This window comes from Mucilaginibacter sp. JRF (genome assembly GCF_015223065.1).
Lineage (GTDB): Bacteria > Bacteroidota > Bacteroidia > Sphingobacteriales > Sphingobacteriaceae > Mucilaginibacter.
On the sequence record NZ_JADFBY010000003.1, the window covers coordinates 110,240 to 132,305 of the forward strand.

Here is a 22,066-nt window from a genome sequence, read left to right on the forward strand (position 1 = left end):
AAGAATGCCAATTAATATGGTTGAAATCTTAATCTTAATATTCCTCGGCAATTTTTTTTTGATTCAAGGGTATGTTAACCCCGATTTTTAAGATTTAATAGCTTATCAAAATCCCGTTTTCAATCCTGCAAAGATTCCACGATTAAAAAGGAAATTACTAAGAATTAGCAACGGTAATTATTATAGCTTCATTGTTGACTTGTTTGGAAGCGTAATCCATTTTAAGCATCAAATCTTTGTCAATAAAGAAATTATTTTTTCTCTTTTCTTCAAACATTAGATTAGCTATTTGTTCTTGGTTTAAACCTTTAAACAGGGCTGGGTTTGCTTGTCCAAGTCCCAGGAAATGTTCAATTGTTTTCACCCTGTCGTGGTTGTTGATATCGTCAACCGTTTTGATATATTCTTTTAGAAATTCATCATCTACGTTAGAAACCCGATATACAAATTCTCCAAAATCAGAACTTTTACCAAATTTTCCGTCTATTGGGATTCCGCTCGAACCTAAATATAATTTAACTGAAAATATCTCTGAACCCATGTCATTTGGGAAGTTTGAATAATTGTAATTTGGATATTTACCAAGATTGAATTTTTCATCTCGTAAATAAATATTTAATAGATACAAAGCTGACATTGCATCGAAAAGATATTTTAACGAACCGAATTTAAGTGAATTGGCTCTGTCGTGTTTTATATTTTGATATGCGTTATTCCAACTAAATGTTAAATCTTTTTTTCCTGTTCTTGTTTCGGATTTTTCAAATGGGAAATACCGTTTTTGAGATTGAAAACAATATATGGAACTTAATTCAATGACTTTAAGAGATAAAGCAAATATATCCTCCAAGTAGCTAATTCCAATGTCATCATATCTCTTATGTCCTAATTGATTACCGGAATGTCGCTTATAAAGGTCTTTCGTGATAGACTCAATTTCAACAACACACCTCACTATCAAATTAGCAATTTTGGGAGAATATACATTCAATTGGTCATCATCTATATGTATATAGAACATAATATCAATTAATTCCTTTTCAAGATTTTTATATACAGACCAGTAAAGATTTTGCATTTTATTTGAGTTTAGTTAGGATTAATTTCGATGCTTCTCTAATAGAATTAACAGTTGTTTTATAAAACTTGTAAGGATGTTGATTTACGAAGTGGTGATTAGGGAAGATATAAGCATCCGTTATATCACCGTATTTGATGATTTTCCAACAAAACATTGGTACAGTTACAATGCCCATTTTTTCTTTAAATGCATAACTACCACACCATATTTCAACCTTGCCATATTCTTCAACCAATTTACGTGTATCATCTTCTAAGTCACCCCAAGTATTTTCATTCAATTCTTTTGTTTGAGGGGTCATATTTGAGAAGTAAAAACTTTCTTTCATCTGTTGTAGGTCGCAACTGTTATCAGCAGCGTTCATATTATGCCCACGCTGGTAGCCACTTTTATCATAGTACCGTTGTAGTAAGGTGTATTGCCTTAGTTGCGGGTCACTTCTGAATGATGCAGATTTCCTTTCAATTCTACGAGGTTCGCCGGGGCTACATATATCTGATGGTGTAACTATCCAATGAACTAATACCGGATAACGTAATGTTTTATCAAACGTGGTTGAATACCTGATGTGATGAACGGTTACTGTGTCTTGCGCTAATATGCACAAAGAATACAACATACAGGTAACGGCTAATATCAGTTTTCTCATTTTGTTTAAAGTTTAAGTTGTATTTATGCTAATAATATTAGCAATTTTGTAGTGTGAATACTTCGGCTAACATATCAGTCTATAAATTTAAACATTCCTCAACGGGGTTGCCTCTTTTTTTATCTACAATTCAATGCGGTTTCCCATCACCGGCAGAGGATTATTTGGAGGAAATTTTAAGCCTTGATGATATATGTATCAGCAACCCTGCCAGCACTTTTTTAGGCAGGGTTTCAGGTTCATCATTAAAAGATATTTGCATTTATTCCGGTGATATTGTGGTGATTGATAAAAGCCTAAAACCTGAACATCGTGACTTAGTGGTCTGCGCTATTGATGGTGAGTTTAATGCCAAAATATTGCACATAGACCCGTTACAGAGCGTACGGCTGTTATCGGCTAATCCTGATTTTGCACCGATTGAGATAAAAGAATTGACAGATTTTAGAGTGTGGGGTGTTATTACGTTTGTGATACAAGATATCAAGAGCCGGAGCAATGATTGGAATTATTGATTGTAATAATTTTTATGCTTCGTGCGAGCAAAACTTTATGCCTTCATTGAATGGGGTGCCTGTTGTTGTATTTTCTAATAACGATGGAGCTATCATAGCACGGAGTGAAGAAGCCAAAGCTTTAGGGATTGACATGGCGGTTCCAATATTTGAGGTTAAAAAGCTGATGAAGCAATATAACATCAAAGGGTTTAGCAGTAACTATACCCTATACGGGGATATGTCGAAGCGCATTAAATCAATTATAAGGAACTTTTTTCCAGAGGTGGAGGACTACAGCATTGATGAATCTTTTGTTAGCTGTAAGGGCTTAAAATATCGTGACTTGCTTGGTTACGTAACTGATGCACGGGATAAGATTTCAAATTGGTCAGGTGTGCCTGTATCGATTGGTGTAGCATCAACAAAAACATTATCGAAACTTGCAAACCGTATAGCTAAAAAAAGGTACAGAGATATTGGGGTATACATTATTGATAATGATGAGAAACGCATCGAAGCTCTGAAATCAACCGAAATAAAAGATTTGTGGGGTGTTGGAAGACGTATCTCCGCAAGGCTCAACAAGTTTGGAATATTTACAGCATATGACCTATCATTAGTTGATAGTGATTGGGCTAAAAAGAATTTCAGTGTTGTATTACAGCGTACGGTTTATGAATTAAATGGAATAAGTTGTATACCATTGGAGTTAATAGAACCAGCTAAACAAAACATCGCTTCACAAAAAAGCTTTGGAAAGTTTCAAACCGATTTTGAACCTATGGCTGAAGCTTTGGCAAACTATACTGCAAGGGTTGCTGAAAAATTAAGGCGACAGGGTTTTGTTGCTGGGGGTATTACTGTATGGTTGGGCACTAATAATTTCTCGAAGACAGATGCCCAATATTTCCCGGAGGTAAGCACGGTTTGTAGCGTGCCGACAGATTACACCCCATACCTAATTAAACGAGCTGTAGAGAGCTTAAAATTGATTTACAAGAAAGGTTATTTGTATAAGCGAGTTGGCGTAATGCTAACTGATTTACGTACCAATGATGATGGAACACAAAATCTATTTCATTCAAACAATCGAAATAAAGAAATTGAGATTATCAAACGGATTGATAGAATAAATCGTTTGAATGGCCGTGACACCATTCGCTCAGCACAGCAAGGTTTTAATCATGAATGGAAAATGAGGCAAGAAACGTTAACTCCTAAGTACACAACACGATTGTCTGATATTATAATAATTAAGTAGATTCTTTTATGAATGTATTTTTAAATAAAGTTATTCGATATCTGATGGTAAAATTGCCTGGAGAATATTCAAGATATCTGAAGCTTAATGGTAGTATTTTCAAATTTGTATTACCGATGAAAGTAGATTTTAACGCTAATTATACGAGCATATATGAGGCAATTTGTAAAGCGATTAGCCGTACTGCGCACTGATGAACATTGTTTGTTAGTCAAGAAAGCTTAAATATTTTCCGACAGTTATAACACAATATTTATATGATGTTGTAAGTAAGTTGTTATCAAAATTGATTAGTTGACGTACTCAATCACAAGTACGCCACCAATCAACATCCTGTTTTCATAATTGCCTGATTGATATACGTACGGGATGTAAGAAAAGATTTGTGGTTTAAATCTTTTAAATATGGTAAACCATTTTCATAAAGTCTTGGTACAATTTAGGGTTTTGGCACTTGAGCTTAACTAAAAATAGATTGGGTATTTCAATAGTGGTATCATCTAACTTGCTAACTGTAGGTGGCTCAAATCCCTTGGTTTGAAAGAACAACCCGATATCTTCAATGACGCTTTCAGAAGCATTAAGTGTTTCCAAAATCATAGATTAAATATAAAGGGTGCAAAGTATCACTACCGTTGCACCCTCTGTAAAAGCTTTAAATACCCCTATTTTTAGCTTTAAATTAAATGCGTTGCCTTACTTGAATACGCATTCCAAATTTAACAAATCTTTCAAACTTATTAGAAAGTTATTAAACAAATAAGACGCATCAGATTTTTCCCTGTGCGCCTTATTTTACTATGTTAAATTTTATCAAAGTATTTAACGAATTGTAACCCGTGTTGGTTTTGTTTATCTATATTATTTTAACTCAAACATAATCTTGTTTTATTGGTGCTTTAAATATGGAGAAGATAATTAAAGTAGGTGATGTTGTAAGGTTGAAATCGGGAAGCCCTCAAATGACAGTGATAGCCATATCAAATAATTATGCAACAGTAAGCTGGTTTGATGAGAATGCCCCCAGGGAAACATAGTTGCTGCTGGAAACACTCAAATTGGTTGAATCGGATAGTCAATAGAAAAGCGCACCCAGATAACCACAAATGGATGCGCTCAAAACAATATCAGGTAATTGCAAGACCTGTGTAATTTTAATTAACTATTAAGCGAATTTATAGTTTTATTTTAAATAAAAAGACGTACCAGAAAAACTGATACGTCCAACTAATTAATTATAAAATTCAAAAGAATCCATGTCATTAACGATGCTTCTTTTCCTGTAGTACCTATACTAACTTAAATTAATTTTGAATCACTAATCGAATTAAGCAAATATTGAGAAACTTGTTATAAAAAATTCTATCGTCAGTGTATAGGAATATTGCAAACAATCTCGTGGGGTAAACAAAGGATTTCAGTGTATTAACCTATCAAGTATTATATAATTATAGGTATTTATGGTAAATGTTTTAGTTGAATCCTTTGTAGCCTATCAAGTTATTTAACCGTTCTTCCATTTCTGTAACCGCACATGAATTATTCTCAAGCAATTCCCTATTTTCAGAAAGAATTTTAAAAGCTAAAGTAAGTGATTCTGTTAGCTTAATTATTGTGGTTACATGGTAATTATGGTGAACTTGCAAATCATTTACTAAGTGCTCCAGCTCTCCAATTCTATATTCCAAAGACATTTCTTTCTGATTAATATATTGTTAAACAACCAAAAAGGAAAATGTTGTGGGTGTATGGTTTAATAGTAAAAGGCCTGAGTTTTTTAAAGGAGATTTACAATGAAAGGAGTTAGGTATTTAGCATGAATGTATTTGATATTGGTAACAGTTGATGGTCGGTTTGCAATGAAAAACTAAAGTCGAAATTCAGAAGTTTATCACCAATGAAGATTTTACAGCATGTTGAGATTTTATATTAGCCGTCAATCAGTTTAGGGAAGCTGATAAATGTTTCAAGTCATCAAGATTAATATAAACTTTTATTTAGAAAACAATTTAATCAGGTATTTTGACTGCCCAGTAGTTATACCTGAATTTTTTGTAACCTAAATAATATGCTAAACCTGCACCTAAATAAATCCCTAAAAGTGGAGCAGGGAAGTAATTATCATTTTGAACTTCAACTGGCAAGCTGTCTGTCAGCTTAAAATATAATTGTACACCGATAACTACAGTTGCAATAATTATGCAGCCAATAGCACCAAACTTTTTTGGTTTGGGAACTATTATGATTGTTGAAATCGCGGCAGTAAATCCACCAATCGCACTTAACAGGGCACCCATTATAGCAGCAACAATATCATCATGTACACCAGTATGAAAGGTGTACATGAAATCGCTTGTAATAACTACAACGAACAGGGCAATGATAATCGAAAAAGGTAAGGCGATAATCCACCGCAAAAACTTAAGGATATCAAATTTCACTTGATGTAGTTAATGGTTTAGTTCTTTATATAGATAGTTAAAATATCTTTACCATCAAGTGACCGTAGCAATGAATCATCATCAGTCACGATATACATTATACCACCGATTACCATCACGATAACGATTAGCCATAATATTAAATGCGATTCTAATTCATCTATCTTTTCCGGTGGAATTGATTTCCACCAAATTAATTTGTTAGCGAGTGCTTTAATTATCCAAGCATTGTCGGGCAAGCCATAAGGCTGTTTTAGTGTCATTTGGGTTTAACTGGTACTCAAATATATCAATTAGAACGAGAGGATAGGAACAAATAAATGTTTTAATGCAGATTGTATACAGCGGAGCAAAATGTGAGTAATAAACTGTCCTAAAAGCTATTAAACGGCACTTTAATACTCACATCACCCTATTATTGATGGGGGTGAATACTGATAAATTCTTTGCTTCGATTCGTAAAAACCTTTTTAACGGTGCGCTTAAACAATCACAAGTTGATGGCTTAAATGCTATTCTATCAGCTACCAGTGAGGCTGGAATTATTGATACCCGATATATCGCTTATATGCTGGCTACCGTGTTTCACGAAACCGCCCGAACTATGCAGCCTATTGAAGAATATAGTAAGGGCAGGGCTATGATTATGGCAAAAAGCTAAAGCGCTCCCGTAAGGCATATACATATATCTATTGCTGCTTGTGACCTCGTTACAGGCGTTACAAAGGCATTAAAATGCAAAGAATATATATCAGCATCCAAACTATCATTAACGGTCTATAAGTTCATTTTACAGTCTGGCAATGATACTGGCTTTTCAGGTTGATACGGTGTTGTTTTCAGCTATCAGCCTGATATTAACTCATATGGTGGGCTACTATATCACCTTAATAGAGTTTAAATCCAATATTGAAAATATTTCAAAAATCACCAATACCAAATTAGGCGCAGCCTTAAAGGATGAGATAGCAGAACTGCTAAATACTAAATTTAAAAAATCAGATAATGAAAATAGCTAAGATATTGCGCCTGATAGCACAGTTGATTCCAACCGTGCTGGATGCGTTTAAGAAGAAATAATTATTGATTAAGTTGGTAATGCGATTCTATAACACTGCCTACCAATGTAAGAATTGTAGGGTCTAACGGTACGGATGTTTCTTGTTGCCATTTATTTTCTGATTTGAAAATTATAAACCGGGAGAATATATCAGTAATTTCAAATCTTCTTTCAGAATCGCTATCCGTGGTGATTTCCTTAACATCAAAGCCTTTTTCTTTTCCGTCGTGATGTATACTTAATCTTTCCATATTCTTTAATGGAGTAACGGCATAAATTTCAAATAGTTCTAAATCTTATAAAATTACGTAAAATACTAAAATAGTTAGCAAATTTGCTGGGTATTTTGAATTAAGATGACCGAACCACGCATATACACGGATGCTGAATTGAAAGCAAAGCAAGCACAGGATATGGCTGAATCTGTAAGGGAGCATGAACAGTTAAAGCGGGAAAAAGCCCAAATGATTACAGCGCAAAAGATTTTTGATGCTGCAACAAATATGAAAGCTTGGGTTTACGACCCGGAACAAAAGCAGTGGTATACCCCGGAAGAATTCTTGAAAAATACCAGAGGTCTTATAATGACCATCCTTTATTCAAACGGGTTCAGTTAAAGAATCCGCTGGAAGGGGTGGAAGCCAGATTTAAAAAGCTAAACATCATTCAAAGTAAGTTACAATCATTTTATGAAAGGGTGATAGCTTACTATGCTGCTAAGTAATTGAAAAACATTATCTGAGTGTGAGAGAATACTCTTTAGAATTTCGTTAGTGTATTTTTTACACATTTTGCTGTACACCATTTTTTGATACTGTAACAATCGATAATTTTGTTGACCTAATAAATTGAAATGAGCGATTATTTACGAATGGTACTGGTTTACCTCAAACAAGAGTTGCCCTCTGCTATATCTGATATACTGGAACTTGATGGGTGGGTTTTTAAATTTACCGTATCAGATAGCGATGATTTTAATGAACGGTTCAAGGAAATTCAAAATATTACAGAAAAGTACATCAGGGCTATAAGAGAACGAAAAGCTGATTTGAATTTTACTGTTTGGAAGCCGACGCAATCCAGAGATTTTATTGTGTACAAGTGATGTGCTAAAAATGCTGCTAAAGGTTTAGCATATTTTATCTTATATTTGCATTAATGTAAAGCGGAACCCTCCGCTGTTATGTGATAAGGTTTAGGTTTGATGCCCCAAGCAGCGAGTGTTTTGGGGCTTCTATTTTTTGACCCAATTATGGTTAACAGCGCATCAAATAATACTCAGATATCAATATATCTTTGAGTTTCATATTATAAAATTAGTTTTTTATAGAAGCCCCATACATAAATTGTAAAGGGGCTTTTATTTTTTAAACTCTGGTGTGCATTGAAGCAAGTATCTGGTTATACTTTTCAAGCAGGTCAATGTACTTATCTTTCCAATCAGGCTGATTAATGCTAACAATTCCGTTGTTTTGAGCAGTACGTATTTTATCGCTGCTAAACATCTCAGAAGCGAAGTATTGAGGAAACTCAACAGAAAAATCGTGATTGACTGCAACACCTATGCGGTATATGATATTCTTCTTTAAAAATGGGGTATCAAACCAATTGTAAATGGTTCTTCTGTTAACGCCCAACTCAATAGATAAATCAGTTAAGCTAATCCCTCTCTTTCTTACAGCATACTCTACAAGCTGCCCGTTATGACTATTGTCCATCTTTATAATGTTTTAAAAGTAAAATGTAAATGTGGGTGTTAGATGTAAAGGAGTTTCTCAGAAGGCGATGCAAAGGAACAGTATAATTCTCATATTTTCAAAGTTGTGTGTATTGCGTAAACTTGAAAATCATATCAAAATGTTAAGAACTCAAATCAAACAAAAATTTAATAATAACCAGTACAGGGAGCATTTGAAGCTAAATTATTCAGTTTTTATTTTCGCAATCGATGTTTATTATCATTGAGATATTCTAAATAATGTTGATAACTTCTTGTAACCTTTTTAAAATGATGCTCTCAAGAGAGCAATTTTACAATTTTCAATGCCCACAATTGGAGTTTTGTAAAACCTTTTAGTTCTAATTTATAATTGTTCGTTCGAGGAAAATCGAACTAATAAAGTAATTTAGAGGCTATTTATTTAATATTTGATAGTAAGAGCCTATCAAAGTTTTGGTATGAAGCCCTTAACAGCGATTGTTGCAGGGCTTTTTTGTTTTTTACGTAACCTTGAAATTTATTTATTCGTATATCAGATTAATCAGATAATAGATTCATTTTTTTTCATCCCCGGATAGGTGGGTATTCGGGGATATTCTTTGTAAAAGCCCTGTTAGCACGTATAATGTAATATGTGTAATATAGCCCTTAGCCTTAAAACAGCTAAGGGTTTTTAGTTATCTATAGCCATACGTTGTATTTGCCTTTGACGCTTGTGAATGAAAAACTTTTAAGTAATTTTATGAGTGAAGGGGTCACCTTCAAGCAAATTAGGAAAAGGCTTTGAGCAGCGAGTGCTTTGAGCCTTTTTTAATTAGTGGGTCAAGACAATTGTATCCGGTTCATCATCATACTTTTCAAGCAGATTGAAAACTTTTAGGATGCTGAAAAATAAGAAAGCCCCAAATTAATGAGGCATTTCTGATTGTTATAGAGGGATGTTGATTACCTCATTCACAGCGTAAAAGTAACGTCTACCTCCGATATTTTTCTAAAAAATAAATTATTAAATTAGCATTAGAATTTATCACAAGCGCAGTTTGCATTTGTGATGGTGTAAGATACAAGCAATTGGAAAGCCCCGGCAGCGAGTGTAGGGGCTTTTTTATTTCACAGTAAAACTTAATTGCCAAGTAGGTTGTTCCAATGATGGTTGTTTTAATAAGATGATGAGTGTTTGTGTGATTATGAGCAACATTATTTATTAGCAGTCATTCAGAATTGTAATAGTTTGAGGCTTTGAGCAGCGAGTGCTTAAAGTCTTTATTTTTTAAGAACAATTATTATTTTAGTAGCGAAGGTTTTGCCTTCAAGCATATTAAGGATACAGGTTTTAAGCAGCGAGTGTTTTGAGCCTTTTTTAAGAAAGAATTTGGAAGCCCCGAGACAGCGAGTGTTAGGGGCTTTTGTTTTTTTGTCGGAGATAGATAGAAAAGTAAACCTCTAAAAAGATTTTGACTGTATTAGAATATCCGAAAGCGACTTACAGCAAACGTGGTAAATAAAAAAATTTTATTTTACGATAGTTAGAAAAATCGTATGAGTGATAGTGATACCATTCGTTTGGCACAGCAAGGTTTTAATCATGAATGAGGCAAGTAACATTAACTCCTAAGTACACAACACGATTGTCTGATATCTATTGGAACCTTAAAAATAGTATTAGTCCAGTTTTATGATATCATCAACCACAATTTCATTATTCAGTAAATCTTTTTCAATATCACCTCTGTAGTCTATAATATTCTTTTGTAACCTGATTAATTTTTCTGACTGTGACAAAGTTAAAATGGATTTTTTATAGAATATATCACCACTGTCGGAAACATAGTAATCTTTACTTTCAGTTAGTTTTAGATTAACAAGGTTACTATTTGGGATATTTAATACTCCGTCATGGAAAGTGTAGTCTAATCCTGTATTTGAAAGCTGCTTCAATGCACGAATAAAAACAGCATTGGCTTCATTATTTTTACTTACGACCTTTGGTTGATAACAACATAACCACTTAAAAGAAACGTTCTCCTCGGTCTTAAAATCAAGCTCAAATTGAGCAATAAATGGTTGGTCTTCTACCCTTTTGAATAAATAAAGTTTCTTTCCGACCAAATCATCCTTTTTAAATGGATTGCAACTTACCATAGTAAGTGTTATTGCAATCGTTAGAAAGATTCGTTGAATATTTAAAGTGATTAAGAAATGTGATAGAAGGTTGTTAAACATGTTTCGTGGTCTTATTAGACCACGAATATAAATTATATCAGTGACACTTTTGGTGATGTTCGATAAAAAGGCCATAACCAAAACTGTGGGACTCAATTTGAGAAGGTTAAGGACTGAAAAAAATTTATCGATGCAAGACTTAGCAACATTGGCCGAGATGGAAAAATCTCAAATCTTCAAAATTGAAAACGCTAAACTTGACCCACAGGTATCTACTATATCTAATCTATCAAACGCATTAGGTGTCGAAATCATAGAGTTTTTCAAATAAAATTGTAAGGACTGTTTAGTAACAAAAAAAGGGCCTTATAAAACAAAAAAAGGCAACTTTTGTAAAGTATTATAAATTCAAAAAACAAGCTATATTTTACTGAAATTCAGCGTTTTGTATAATTTTTTAAATTTTACAAAAACTAATAAATTCTGCAAAAAACTATGTGCTGGTAACGAATTGATTTTTTTGGGTAAAGATAATCATATTTTAATTAATCCACTTGCATTAAAAAGCTTTAACATTTTGAAATTCAGTTTATTAAATGTAATTTCAAATACACTAAAAATAAACAGAGATGATTGGGCGAAATGATTATCAAGATGGACTTGAAGGAAAACCCTTCAATAAGCCGGACAATCCTTTTGATTATCATCAAGCTAAAGCTGACTATGATAAAGGGTCATTAGAGCGCTGGAACCGTATAAGTAATGAAACACCTTTATATCAAAAAATTATTGTTTACTTGATTAAAGATTTCGTTCTTTCAATAATAATTATCTTGTTAATAGGAAGCTTTTTTAATCCGAATTCTTTATTTCCTTTTGCTTATTGGGTGATTCCTCTAACGATTCTTATTACTACTATAGATGTATACAACCGATATTATTCAAAGCATCGGACAGGTCGCCGTTACAGAAATGATGAATTTGATGGTGTTAAACCTAAGAAAAGCACATCTGAATGGCTTGGCTTAAACTCTCCGTCAAACATAATTGCAGCGATTATTTTGGTTTTCTTCTTTGGATGGTTAATGAAAAACGTGTTTCACTTGTACTTTTTCCATTTACCATTAGATGTATTTTTATCGTTGATTACAATGAGAATTTCAATGATTGCATCAAGTGCTTTTAATAAGTTTAAATGATTTTTAATGACGGAACACTAATCATTTACATCTATCTCATTAGGTTGAACTAAAGCTCCTTTGGATGAAATTAACAAGCAATATTCAAAAGGAGAATCTTCATTTTGATAAAGATGCGCGCCTTGGACAAAATTAGCTATGCTTGAGTCTTCAGATGATTGAATTACAACAGGTATATCCTTTTGTAGCAGTAATAAATGAGCGAGCTGGTGCGTGGTCATTTTAGATGAGTTTTTTTACTTTCATTATAGTTCTGGTCGAAACACTGAGAATACTACTTATATCACGTACAGGTTTACCCTTTTTTAGTTCTTTGATTATCCTTTTCGAAGAATCTTTCTCTAAGAATTCTTTTTCACTTTCTGTAGCACCTTTTGGTCTGCCCAATTTTCCACCTTTTTGAACATATACAATACGGCCAGCTCTGGTTCTCTCTTTTATGTTCTCAAGCTCCAACTCGTATAATGATGACATGGTAGCTGATATTAATTTCCATATCGGATTGGTTTTCCCATTAGGCCGAGATTCAATGCCTAAATTTTTTATCTTGACGTTCACACCTTTTTCATCAAGCCATGAAAGCACATTAATAACATCACCGGTGTTTCTACCGAGGCGTGAAAATTCTTCCGTAACTAATTCTTTAATTAAACCCGATTCAACAAGCTTTACTAATTCTTTGGCCTCAAGACGCTCTTTGAATGGAACACTACCTGATATGGTATCGAAAAATTTTTTATCATAGATTTCATTATCCAGAGCAAACCTATTACCTGATTGCTGTAATGTAGAAACCCTATCGTATTTAATTTTCATGTTGTAAAAATAATCACACAATAAAAGTAATACATTTTATACTTAAATCAATTAAGTATTCATGAAAATTTCGTGTTCATTTTTATTATGATTAATAATGCCACACACCACAGTTTAGCGATTTTGATTAGTCAAAAACTAACACTTGCTAATACTTGTGAAAATGACTACCAATAGCTATATGAGATTTGCCTTCGATTTTTGAACTTTCAAAAAAGAAGATATATTTTTTTGAAAGAGCTAATAAAAAGCAGAAAATGAAATTGATTTATTCACTAAAATCTTTAGTCAACATATTAGTTATTAGTATTTTATTAACGGCCTGTAAAGGAAATACGAGCAGCGTTAATTTGGATGATTCCATAGCTAATTCAATTTCTCAACGTTACAATACGTATTACAGTTCTAAAACTAACATTGAAATTGATGATATACCAATAGATTATGGCTCTGCGGTTAAAATTGGCAAAGGGGTGAATTTAGAAAACCCCAATGACCCAATAGCAATGAATAAAGATTTACTTGATGTAAATGAGCATGAAGCTTTAGCAAACCTTTATGGAGTAAGATTGAAAGCAGACACAACTAAACCTATTGATTACGACGAAGCAAGGAAAAAAGAAGTTATCAACTACTATGAAAATGAAAATGAAGATTTTCTTGCCTTTATGCTGCAAGCTAAATTTGGTGTTAAAGCTGGCTTTGCGTCATATGGAGCAAGTTTATCTTTTGTAAGACAAAAACGTAATGAGGGCAAGTTGATAATATTTGACGCAACAAGTAGAATTCTTAGAGGTCAAGATATCAAAGATTTAAATATTAAGAATTCACAATTAAAATCGCTAAAAGACATTGAATCGCTTAATGACGAGGCGGTTCGTTATGACAGATTTGTAAATCAATTTGGAACTCATTATATCAACTCGATAACTTATGGATATTCAATATCAATTTTTGGCTCTATTAAAACTACTTCCGAATCAGTTAAAACACAATTTTCTGCATACTTCCGCAATTTAGCCGTTAGAGCTAATATTGATGCGGCGATGGAAAGCTTTTTCTCTAATCAAGACATAACTATTAATGCAGCAATAGACGCAGGTGGAAACTCATCAATATTTTATCTTACAACGTTTCCTCAAATTCGTGATTTCTTCGACGGCTTAAATAGTGGTAAAATAAAATTATATCCCACAGCTGTTGCATTCAAAGCTACTTCATTTAGGCCATTAATTAATCCAAATGAGTTTCCTAAGATTTATACAATGATGTTGCCATATCCGGGGGAGAAGGCCGCATCCCCTTTTGGAGTACCGAAAGGAACAATCATAGCATATAATCCTATTAATATACAAAATATTATAAAAAGTAATTCTCCGGATAAGGAATTAGAAAATCAAATTCCAGATGGATGGGCGATATGCGATGGTAGAGACGGTACTCCTGATTTACGAAACCGTTTCATTTTAGCTGCGGCTGATGCTAAGGAGTTGTCCACAATCGGTGGACAAGCGGAGCATTTTCATACAGGTACCACTGACCAACAAAATGATTTAGGGGGTATTGAAAAAGGAAATGATGCAGAAGCTCCTGGCCGTCATACGCATACATTTAAAACAAACCCGGAAAGTAATATTCCTCCATATTTTAAGGTGGTTTATATTATAAAGCTTTAAACCCTAAAACTTAAAATTCTATGAAATTTAAATTCGGGTAAACCAAATCTTACTTGCATAATAGGATACCCTACATCAATTTTAAAAGTTTTACTAACAATACACAATTGAATATTGCCTGAAGTTTAAAAAAATGTTTTTGGCGAGTGTTGGAAGAATTATCCCCGTTAAATGAATGACATAACCCCAGATGTAATTACCAACACAAGCCAAAAACCATATTAAGAATATATAAAACGGCTGAATGTATCATCCGTAGAATTAGGGTAACGTCCTAACAGAAGACTAATAATAAGCCGTTTTATAACAATTAATGGCAGGTGCTTTATCGACCTTCAAGGAGCAAGCCCTAATGATGGAAATAAAACCCTGCTATTTTATAAACTTTACGACAGGATATCGAATTACAGTTTATCTGAGGTTAAAGACCTAAAGCAAAATATAAAAACCTGTCGTTACTTATTTCTTAAGCTGAGGCAATGGTTATTAAGGATAAGAAGTTCACTTATTTTATAGGCATCGATGTATCACGCAACGAACTCGATTTTGCAGTGTTGCATTCCGGAAAATTCGTTTTACATAAAGAGGTTTCCAATTCAACTGATGCAATTGCATTGGTGGTGAGTGAACTGAAGTTACTTCCCAGACTAATGATAAGTAGAACTGTGTTTTGCATGGAAAATACCGGGCTTTACTGCAATCATATATTAACAACACTAAAGAAATTTAAAGCACACATAGTTCAAGAGAATGCCCTTCACATACGCAATTCTTTAGGTAATATAAGAGGTAAGTATGACAAGATAGATGCTATTCGTATTGCGCAATATGCATATAAAAACAGGGACGAACTAAAATTGTGGACTCCAAGACGGAAAGAAATACAACAGCTTGCACATCTGACATCTCTTAGGTTTAGATTAATTGGTCTTCAATCGGCTTTAAAAACACCTTTAAATGAGCAGCGTAGCTTTGTAAATAAAGGAGTCCTTTCCGAGAGCATTCTTCTTTGTAAAAGAAGTTTGGATGCAGTAAAATTAGATATAGAAAACGTTGATTTACGTATCCTTGAGTTGATAAAAAAAGATGAAAAGTTAAATCGTTTACATAGTATAATCACTTCAGTGCCCTGCATAGGTACTGTTACTGCTGTTCAAGTAATCATTCGAACCAACGAATTTTTAGATATACGTACAGCAAAAAAATTTGCCTGTTATGCTGGTGTTGCACCTTTTAGAAAAGAATCAGGCTTGGTAACGCAAAAAGCAAGGGTCTCTCAAATCGCTAATAAAAAAGTGAAAGCATTACTACATATATGTGCGCTTGGTGCGATGCGCTTCGACCCTGAAATCAAAGCTTATTATGTCAGAAAAGTTGATGAGGGCAAACCCAAAATGTCAGTCGTTAATGCAGTACGATTTAAATTGATTAATAGAATATTCACCTGCGTTAATCAGGACAGATTATTTGAAAAGGAATATAAAAAAGGACAATTACTATTAGCTCATCTTTAATCGATACATTCTATCTACCGTTGGTAGCTATTATAGTTAATTACCTATAATACAATTTATTAATAACAACAAAGCTATTTTGATGTATAACTGAGGCCAGATATCACAAGCATTCCTAATCCTACAGCTAACCAGCTGTAAATTCCTGTTACAAATAAGATTACAAGACTTTTTAACCTACTAACATTATTGATTATTCGATAAGCGCCCCAGCTACATAAAGTCCAAATACTACACATAATTATGGTTAAAAGGTCGATTGTTAGTCCTACTATAAACACATTGTTTTCTAAAATATGTGAATCCCATTTTTTCGTTTCTTTTATTTCAATCAGTTTCTTAAACAATTCTAAATCAAAGGTTTTTATAAATCCGTCTGATATTACTCCTCCTATAGAGTAGAGTAAAAACACTAACCCAAATTGGTAGCTATAAATTATAAAATATTTTATAAATGCTTGTTTAGTTCCAAATGTTAACCAACCTAAATAAAAGGCAAATCCACTGAATGTGATTCTTATCAAAATAACTACAGCATTAGTTCCGATTTCTATCATTTCAAGCTTTAGATGTCCTTTTTTGAGAGCACTTAATAAAACGATTATTACATAAGCAATCATAACAAATGTTAGAGCCTCTGTCAAGCGACTTAATTTCTCGTTCTCATTTTTAGGCAACTTATTAATTGGAAATTGTCGGGGGGAACCGATAAGAGTAAAAAAACTGATTAGAAACTGAGGAATAGCCTTGAAAAGCTCTTGGATTACTTTTTCCATCTCGCAATAAGTCTTAGTTCAATTTGTAATAGATATATAATACTGCTCAAATTTGCTCAAGGTCATGATTCAACCCTCTAATTTACTGGAAATTAGATATTTCGAGGCAGGCCATTGTTTGTTGGTATAAAAATGTATAAATGGAATTTTAATATAAATATTGGTAAATTTATTGATGTAAAATAATATGCTAAAATTGCCTTTATCTCTGATTAGTGAGGTGTATTGCTTTATTACTTACCGTTTCCGTGCATCAATCAAGGACGCTTCCTTTATTTTAAATTTTAATAGCTTGGTAATAACAAATCATGAATTAATGTAAGCCATGTTGGCTAAATTATATTTGGTACATTATTCATTCGAATTAAAAATTACAGAATTTTGTACTTAACTTGTCAATTCAATAATTTTCAATATACCTTATCATTATGGATAAAATCACAAAAAGTCTTATTACAGAATTACTAATAAACCAAGAATTAACATCTGAGGGTGACTCAAAAGATTTCGAAAAATTGGTTAATTATTCAATAATTTCAAATGAATACTCAAAGACTTTTGATATTAGTTCAATAATGGTTGGTGATGGAAATGACACCGGTATTGACGGCATAGCCATAATCGTAAATGGGCAACTAATTGAATCTACCGATGAAATTAATGATTTATTAGAAACTAATAGTTCGTTAGAAATTACATACTTGTTCATACAGGCAAAGACGTCATCAAATTTCGACGGAAGCGCTATCAACAACTTCATATTCGGCGTAAACGATTTTTTCGAAGACCATCCGCAATTAGTTCGCAATCTTGATATACAGCGATTCGCAGAGATATCTGATTACCTATACGGCAAAGCTCCAAGATTTCGTGATAACCCTACCCTAAAGCTATTTTATGTAACAACGGGAAAATGGTCTGATGATGCTAACCTTCTTGCGATAATCAACACTGGCCGAAATAATTTAGAGCAAAAAAACTTATTTAATAGTGTAGCAATTACGCCTTATGGAGCAAGAGAACTTGCCAGCGCGTACAGAAAGACAAAAGAATCCATTAGTACTACGATAAATTTTTCTAACAGAATTACAATGCCTCCAATTAATGGCGTATCTCAAGCATATATTGGATTATTGCCTTTTGAGGAGTTTAGAAAAATCGTTTCAGATGATGAAGGTAACTTATTAAATGTTTTTGAAGACAATGTAAGAGATTTTCAAGGTGAAAATAATGACGTCAATGGCGGGATTTTAAAAACACTTAACAGTCCAGATTCAGAAATTTTTAGTGTCTTAAATAACGGCGTAACAATCGTAGCAAGTTCGATATCTCCAACTGGTGACAAATTCACAATTTTCGATTATCAAATCGTAAATGGATGTCAATCGAGCAATGTTCTCTATAATAGTAGAGATAGTGAATTTATAGAAAAGGTACAAATACCAATAAAATTAATTGCCACCAATGATGACGATGTTAAAACTCGAATAACTCTCGCGACCAATAACCAGACCCCAATCAAAAAAGAACAACTTGCTGCGCTCACTGAATTTCAAAGAGGTTTAGAACAATATTTCAATGCAAATCATGGTGATGATAGATTATATTACGAACGTAGAGCTAAACAATATAATAATGATAATTCGGTGGCCAAAGCAAAAATCATAACCGTTCCTAATCAAATAAAATCTTTTGCGGCTATGTTTTTAAATGAACCCCATAACGTAACAAGTTTTTTCGGGTTGATAGTACGTAGGTTAAATGAAGGTAAACATCAAATATTTATACATGACCACGCTTATGCACCTTACTACACAAGTTCATTTGCTTATTACAAACTTGAAAGTCATTTCCGTAAACGCACAATTGATTCTGGTTATAAAAAAGTGAGATTCCACATACTTATGTTGTTCCGAATTCTATTTGAAAAGGAAACCCTTCCAGCATTAAATAATGGGCGAAAAATTGAGAAATATTGCGAGCAACTCTTAAAAATCTTGAGCGATGATGCCACTTCCCTATTGGCTTTTAACAGGTGCATAGAAATAATTGAAAAAGCAGACTTTGATAAAGATGATAAGCAAGATTTGAAACTGGTTTCTAAAACTCGAAATCTTACAGAGTTTGTTTTATCGCTTAACGACAAATCCTAAATTATTAATTAAGAAAATTGCTTCAGGAAGCTAATCGGGACAGACCGTAGCCTATCTACTTCTTTTCTTAGATAAGAATCTGCTCTCAAACCTTTGGTTTCAATGAACTATGCTGATAAGCATAAAAAAAATTAAAACATTTTTTTTTCCAAATCATAACGTATGAAAAAAACGGTTTACGTTTTAGGAGCAGGATTTTCTATGGATGCCAAAGCTCCTTCACAAGAAAATTTAGTCAAGAATATATTCAAACTGTATGCAGAGAATATTCATGTTTTCAAAAAGGGTTCAGTAGAAAAATTCAGACTTTTCCTTAAAGAAACTATGCTAATTCCCGATGAGTTACATGAGAAAGTACCATTGGAAGATTTATTTACACCTTTAGATAGATGTTTACTTGACAACATATCCTACCGGAACTTAGGCAACAAAGAAATAGTTGAGATACGAAAACTAATCTACTATTTGATAGGGACTACACTTCAACATGTATTACAGGCCGCCGACAAAGAATACATTGATGTATTTGCTAAATACTTGGTAGAGGTTTCCTCAAAAAGAAAAAATTATAATTATAAAAAAGTAGATTTAATAAGTGTTATTAGCACTAATTGGGATATTTTATTAGACAATTCCATAAAAAATTACATAAACCATAATTTTTTAAATCAAGCAGTTGTGGATTACTGTTGTCATATAAGTTCCTATGAAAAAAATGATGAAACCATTTTACCTGGCCTTGAAATGTTGGGAAAAGGCGGATTTAATGTTAAATTGATTAAATTACATGGTTCGCTTAACTGGCTACAGTGCCCTAATTGTCATAGACTGTATGTCAAATTCGATGAAAAAATAGGAATGCAGTCGTTTAATACACCAAGCAATTGCAGACATTGTGACACTAATTTTGAGCCATCAGAGGCGCATCAATTAGTGTCAAATTCAATTATGCCTACTTTTATTAAAGATTTTTCCAATCCACAATATAAAGTTATTTGGCAAAACGCGGCTATAGAGATTTCTGAAGCTTCAAAAATAGTTTTTATCGGTTACTCTTTACCATATGCAGATTTCGAAATGAGACAAATGTTATCGAGGATGGTCAGGCGAAACGCAAAAATTGAAGTTGTTAGCTACGGTAAATCCAGCAGAGACCAACAAGTTAAGGAGCTAATTAAGCGATATCAAGTTTTTTTTGGTAATCGATTTAATGGAAAAGTTTTTTCAAAAGGTGCGAAAGCGTATGTTGAAAAAAAATTTAAAAAATAAACATCCCGATATTTTATCACAAGTGTAGTCATTAAAACCTGCGATTCTCAAATTTGGTCAGTTTCTGTTCAACTCTAAAATTATTGTTAATAATGTATCAATTTGCCATCTAACTTCTTCAATTCTCAAAAAGGCATAAGAAATTTCATTTTGATAATTTAGATTACCTTTACAAGTTTGTGTTCAAAAACAACATTTATAATGTCAAAATTAACTTTAGATAAACTGGAGTCTTGGCTTTGGGATTCGGCGAACATACTGAGGGGAAGTATAGATAGCTCAGATTTTAAAAATTACATATTTGGCTTGCTATTTATTAAACGCGCAAACGATGTTTATGAAGAAGAAGTAAAGAACATTATGCAATTAGAGGGAGTTAGCCGAGAAGAAGCCGAAAACGAGCCCTTTATTAAATTACCAAGAGAAGCCCAATGGTCTGAATTAAAAAAAGCCACTGAAAATATAGGTACAGTATTGGACAAAGCATTTGCATCGATAGAGCGTGAAAATTCGCTTTATCTGGAAGGAGTCCTTACAACTACTAAGTTTGGAGATAAAGACCGGTTAAGTGATGAGGTTTTACAACGTTTAATACGGCACTTTAATTTACATTCATTATCTAATAGTGATTTATTTACTCCGGACATTTTGGGTAGTGCTTATGAATATTTAATAAAACAATTCGCTGACGATGCGGGTAAAAAGGGAGGTGAGTTTTATTCTCCGCAAGGAGTTGTTAAAACGATAGTTCGATTGATAAAACCTCAACCTAAGAACAAAATATATGACCCCACTTGCGGAAGTGGAGGCATGTTGATTGAGTCCGCCAAATATATAGCCCAATTACCTGATGGAAAAGTCGGTAACAACATTAACGTTTCACTGTATGGGCAAGAAAAAAATGTCGGCACCTGGGCTATTGGTAAAATGAACATGATATTACACAATTTTGTTGAGGCTGATTTACGTAAGGGTGATACATTAACTAATCCTCAACATTTGGAAAATGATAGCCTGATGCTCTTCGACAGAGTTATTGCAAATCCACCATTTTCACAAGATGCATGGTGGGGAACTATTGAGGCAAACAGAGAGGTACAACTTGACAAAAATGGTAGAGAAAAAAAGCTATCTCCCAATTATAATAAGGAAGTAATTGATAGACACGGCAGATTTAGATATGGCATACCGCCACGTAGCTATGCAGATTTAGCGTTTCTCCAACACATGATAGCATCATTAAAACAAGACGGTAAAGCCGGCGTCATATTGCCACACGGTACGCTTTTTAGAGGCGGAGCAGAAGGTGCTATAAGAGAGAGACTCATAAAGGAAGATTTAATTGAAGGCATAGTTGGATTACCCTCTGCTTTGTTCTATAACACAGGAATACCTGCTTCAATTTGGATTATTAACAAATGCAAGCCGTCGCATTTAAAAAATCATATCATAATAATCGATGCCAGTAGGGAGTACAAAGAAAATAGTAGTCAAAACACATTGGAAGAAGAGCATATAAGTAATATTGTTCAAACATATGACCAATATTTATCTGATAATATTTTACAAAGCGAAGCCCCAATCAAATATTCGCGATTAGTAGATTTTGTACAAATTGCAGATTTTAATTATAACCTTAACATAAGCAGATATATTGATACGCACCAACAGTCCGAATCTATTGACCTTAGAGATGTTATTAGTAAAATTAAAGCTTTAGAGACAGAAGAGAAGCTAATCGATGCAAAATTAAGTAATTATTTAACTGAATTAGGGATATAGTTAAAATTT

At 33.3% G+C, this 22,066-nt stretch carries 22 protein-coding genes; 12 read left to right on the top strand and 10 right to left on the bottom strand.

Features of this window, described 5'->3' with window-relative positions:
- Positions 1 to 157: 157 nt before the first annotated feature.
- Positions 158 to 1,078 (bottom strand): hypothetical protein, encoded by a 921-nt coding sequence (locus IM792_RS09120; RefSeq protein ID WP_194101545.1) that lies wholly within the window; start codon positions 1,076 to 1,078, stop codon positions 158 to 160.
- Position 1,079: 1 nt separating this feature from the next.
- On the bottom strand, positions 1,080 to 1,730 hold the full coding sequence (locus IM792_RS09125; RefSeq protein ID WP_194101546.1) for a DNA/RNA non-specific endonuclease: 651 nt from the start codon (positions 1,728 to 1,730) through the stop codon (positions 1,080 to 1,082).
- 53 nt (positions 1,731 to 1,783) lie between these two features.
- On the opposite strand from IM792_RS09125, the gene umuD reads away from it, so the two are divergent.
- On the top strand, positions 1,784 to 2,245 hold the full coding sequence (umuD, locus tag IM792_RS09130) for a translesion error-prone DNA polymerase V autoproteolytic subunit (RefSeq protein WP_194101547.1): 462 nt from the start codon (positions 1,784 to 1,786) through the stop codon (positions 2,243 to 2,245).
- On the top strand, positions 2,229 to 3,488 hold the full coding sequence (locus IM792_RS09135) for a Y-family DNA polymerase (RefSeq protein ID WP_194101548.1): 1,260 nt from the start codon (positions 2,229 to 2,231) through the stop codon (positions 3,486 to 3,488). Before umuD ends, IM792_RS09135 begins: the two co-directional genes overlap by 17 nt.
- A gap of 2,009 nt (positions 3,489 to 5,497) precedes the next feature.
- On the opposite strand, the gene IM792_RS09145 is transcribed toward IM792_RS09135, so the two are convergent.
- Positions 5,498 to 5,929, bottom strand: coding sequence for a hypothetical protein (locus IM792_RS09145; protein ID WP_194101550.1), 432 nt, complete (start codon positions 5,927 to 5,929; stop codon positions 5,498 to 5,500).
- Positions 5,930 to 5,946: 17 nt separating this feature from the next.
- Positions 5,947 to 6,192, bottom strand: coding sequence for a hypothetical protein (locus tag IM792_RS09150; protein WP_194101551.1), 246 nt, complete (start codon positions 6,190 to 6,192; stop codon positions 5,947 to 5,949).
- Positions 6,193 to 6,350: 158 nt separating this feature from the next.
- Here IM792_RS09150 and IM792_RS09155 point away from each other — a divergent pair, with 158 nt between their 5' ends.
- Complete coding sequence (locus IM792_RS09155) at positions 6,351 to 6,590, top strand: hypothetical protein (protein WP_194101552.1); 240 nt, start codon at positions 6,351 to 6,353, stop codon at positions 6,588 to 6,590.
- 142 nt (positions 6,591 to 6,732) lie between these two features.
- Positions 6,733 to 6,948: a hypothetical protein gene (locus IM792_RS09160; protein ID WP_194101553.1), complete on the top strand. Its 216-nt coding sequence runs from the start codon at positions 6,733 to 6,735 to the stop codon at positions 6,946 to 6,948.
- Positions 6,949 to 7,009: 61 nt separating this feature from the next.
- On the opposite strand, the gene IM792_RS09165 is transcribed toward IM792_RS09160, so the two are convergent.
- Positions 7,010 to 7,240: a hypothetical protein gene (locus IM792_RS09165; protein WP_194101554.1), complete on the bottom strand. Its 231-nt coding sequence runs from the start codon at positions 7,238 to 7,240 to the stop codon at positions 7,010 to 7,012.
- A gap of 105 nt (positions 7,241 to 7,345) precedes the next feature.
- On the opposite strand from IM792_RS09165, the gene IM792_RS09170 reads away from it, so the two are divergent.
- The gene (locus IM792_RS09170; protein WP_194101555.1) at positions 7,346 to 7,606 is read left to right on the top strand and encodes a hypothetical protein; all 261 of its coding nucleotides are present in this window, start codon (positions 7,346 to 7,348) and stop codon (positions 7,604 to 7,606) included.
- Positions 7,607 to 7,842: 236 nt separating this feature from the next.
- Positions 7,843 to 8,094: a hypothetical protein gene (locus IM792_RS09175; protein ID WP_194101556.1), complete on the top strand. Its 252-nt coding sequence runs from the start codon at positions 7,843 to 7,845 to the stop codon at positions 8,092 to 8,094.
- Between the two features lie 262 nt (positions 8,095 to 8,356).
- Here IM792_RS09175 and IM792_RS09180 read toward each other — a convergent pair whose 3' ends face one another.
- A complete protein-coding gene (locus IM792_RS09180; protein WP_194101557.1) occupies positions 8,357 to 8,707 on the bottom strand; it encodes a hypothetical protein in 351 nt (116 codons plus the stop codon).
- 1,664 nt (positions 8,708 to 10,371) lie between these two features.
- The gene (locus tag IM792_RS09185; protein ID WP_194101558.1) at positions 10,372 to 10,851 is read right to left on the bottom strand and encodes a hypothetical protein; all 480 of its coding nucleotides are present in this window, start codon (positions 10,849 to 10,851) and stop codon (positions 10,372 to 10,374) included.
- A gap of 650 nt (positions 10,852 to 11,501) precedes the next feature.
- On the opposite strand from IM792_RS09185, the gene IM792_RS09195 reads away from it, so the two are divergent.
- Entirely contained in the window at positions 11,502 to 12,071 is a 570-nt protein-coding gene (locus tag IM792_RS09195) for a hypothetical protein (protein ID WP_194101560.1), read from the top strand.
- A gap of 17 nt (positions 12,072 to 12,088) precedes the next feature.
- On the opposite strand, the gene IM792_RS09200 is transcribed toward IM792_RS09195, so the two are convergent.
- Positions 12,089 to 12,292: a hypothetical protein gene (locus IM792_RS09200; RefSeq protein ID WP_194101561.1), complete on the bottom strand. Its 204-nt coding sequence runs from the start codon at positions 12,290 to 12,292 to the stop codon at positions 12,089 to 12,091.
- 1 nt (position 12,293) lies between these two features.
- A complete protein-coding gene (locus IM792_RS09205; protein WP_194101562.1) occupies positions 12,294 to 12,887 on the bottom strand; it encodes a recombinase family protein in 594 nt (197 codons plus the stop codon).
- 257 nt (positions 12,888 to 13,144) lie between these two features.
- Here IM792_RS09205 and IM792_RS09210 point away from each other — a divergent pair, with 257 nt between their 5' ends.
- Together IM792_RS09210 and IM792_RS09215 are read left to right on the top strand one after the other, a co-directional pair.
- The gene (locus tag IM792_RS09210) at positions 13,145 to 14,563 is read left to right on the top strand and encodes an MAC/perforin domain-containing protein (RefSeq protein WP_194101563.1); all 1,419 of its coding nucleotides are present in this window, start codon (positions 13,145 to 13,147) and stop codon (positions 14,561 to 14,563) included.
- 479 nt (positions 14,564 to 15,042) lie between these two features.
- Positions 15,043 to 16,077 (top strand): transposase, encoded by a 1,035-nt coding sequence (locus IM792_RS09215; protein WP_194101564.1) that lies wholly within the window; start codon positions 15,043 to 15,045, stop codon positions 16,075 to 16,077.
- Positions 16,078 to 16,151: 74 nt separating this feature from the next.
- Here IM792_RS09215 and IM792_RS09220 read toward each other — a convergent pair whose 3' ends face one another.
- Positions 16,152 to 16,853, bottom strand: a complete 702-nt coding sequence (locus tag IM792_RS09220; RefSeq protein ID WP_194101565.1) for a hypothetical protein — start codon at positions 16,851 to 16,853, stop codon at positions 16,152 to 16,154.
- Between the two features lie 428 nt (positions 16,854 to 17,281).
- Between IM792_RS09220 and IM792_RS09225 the strand changes: the two genes are divergently transcribed.
- The 3 genes from IM792_RS09225 to IM792_RS09235 all read left to right on the top strand — a co-directional run bounded on the left by IM792_RS09225 (position 17,282) and on the right by IM792_RS09235 (position 22,057).
- Positions 17,282 to 19,006, top strand: coding sequence for an AIPR family protein (locus IM792_RS09225; protein WP_194101566.1), 1,725 nt, complete (start codon positions 17,282 to 17,284; stop codon positions 19,004 to 19,006).
- A gap of 162 nt (positions 19,007 to 19,168) precedes the next feature.
- Positions 19,169 to 20,275 (top strand): hypothetical protein, encoded by a 1,107-nt coding sequence (locus tag IM792_RS09230; protein WP_194101567.1) that lies wholly within the window; start codon positions 19,169 to 19,171, stop codon positions 20,273 to 20,275.
- Positions 20,276 to 20,476: 201 nt separating this feature from the next.
- Positions 20,477 to 22,057, top strand: a complete 1,581-nt coding sequence (locus tag IM792_RS09235) for a class I SAM-dependent DNA methyltransferase (RefSeq protein WP_194101568.1) — start codon at positions 20,477 to 20,479, stop codon at positions 22,055 to 22,057.
- Positions 22,058 to 22,066 lie beyond the last annotated feature (9 nt).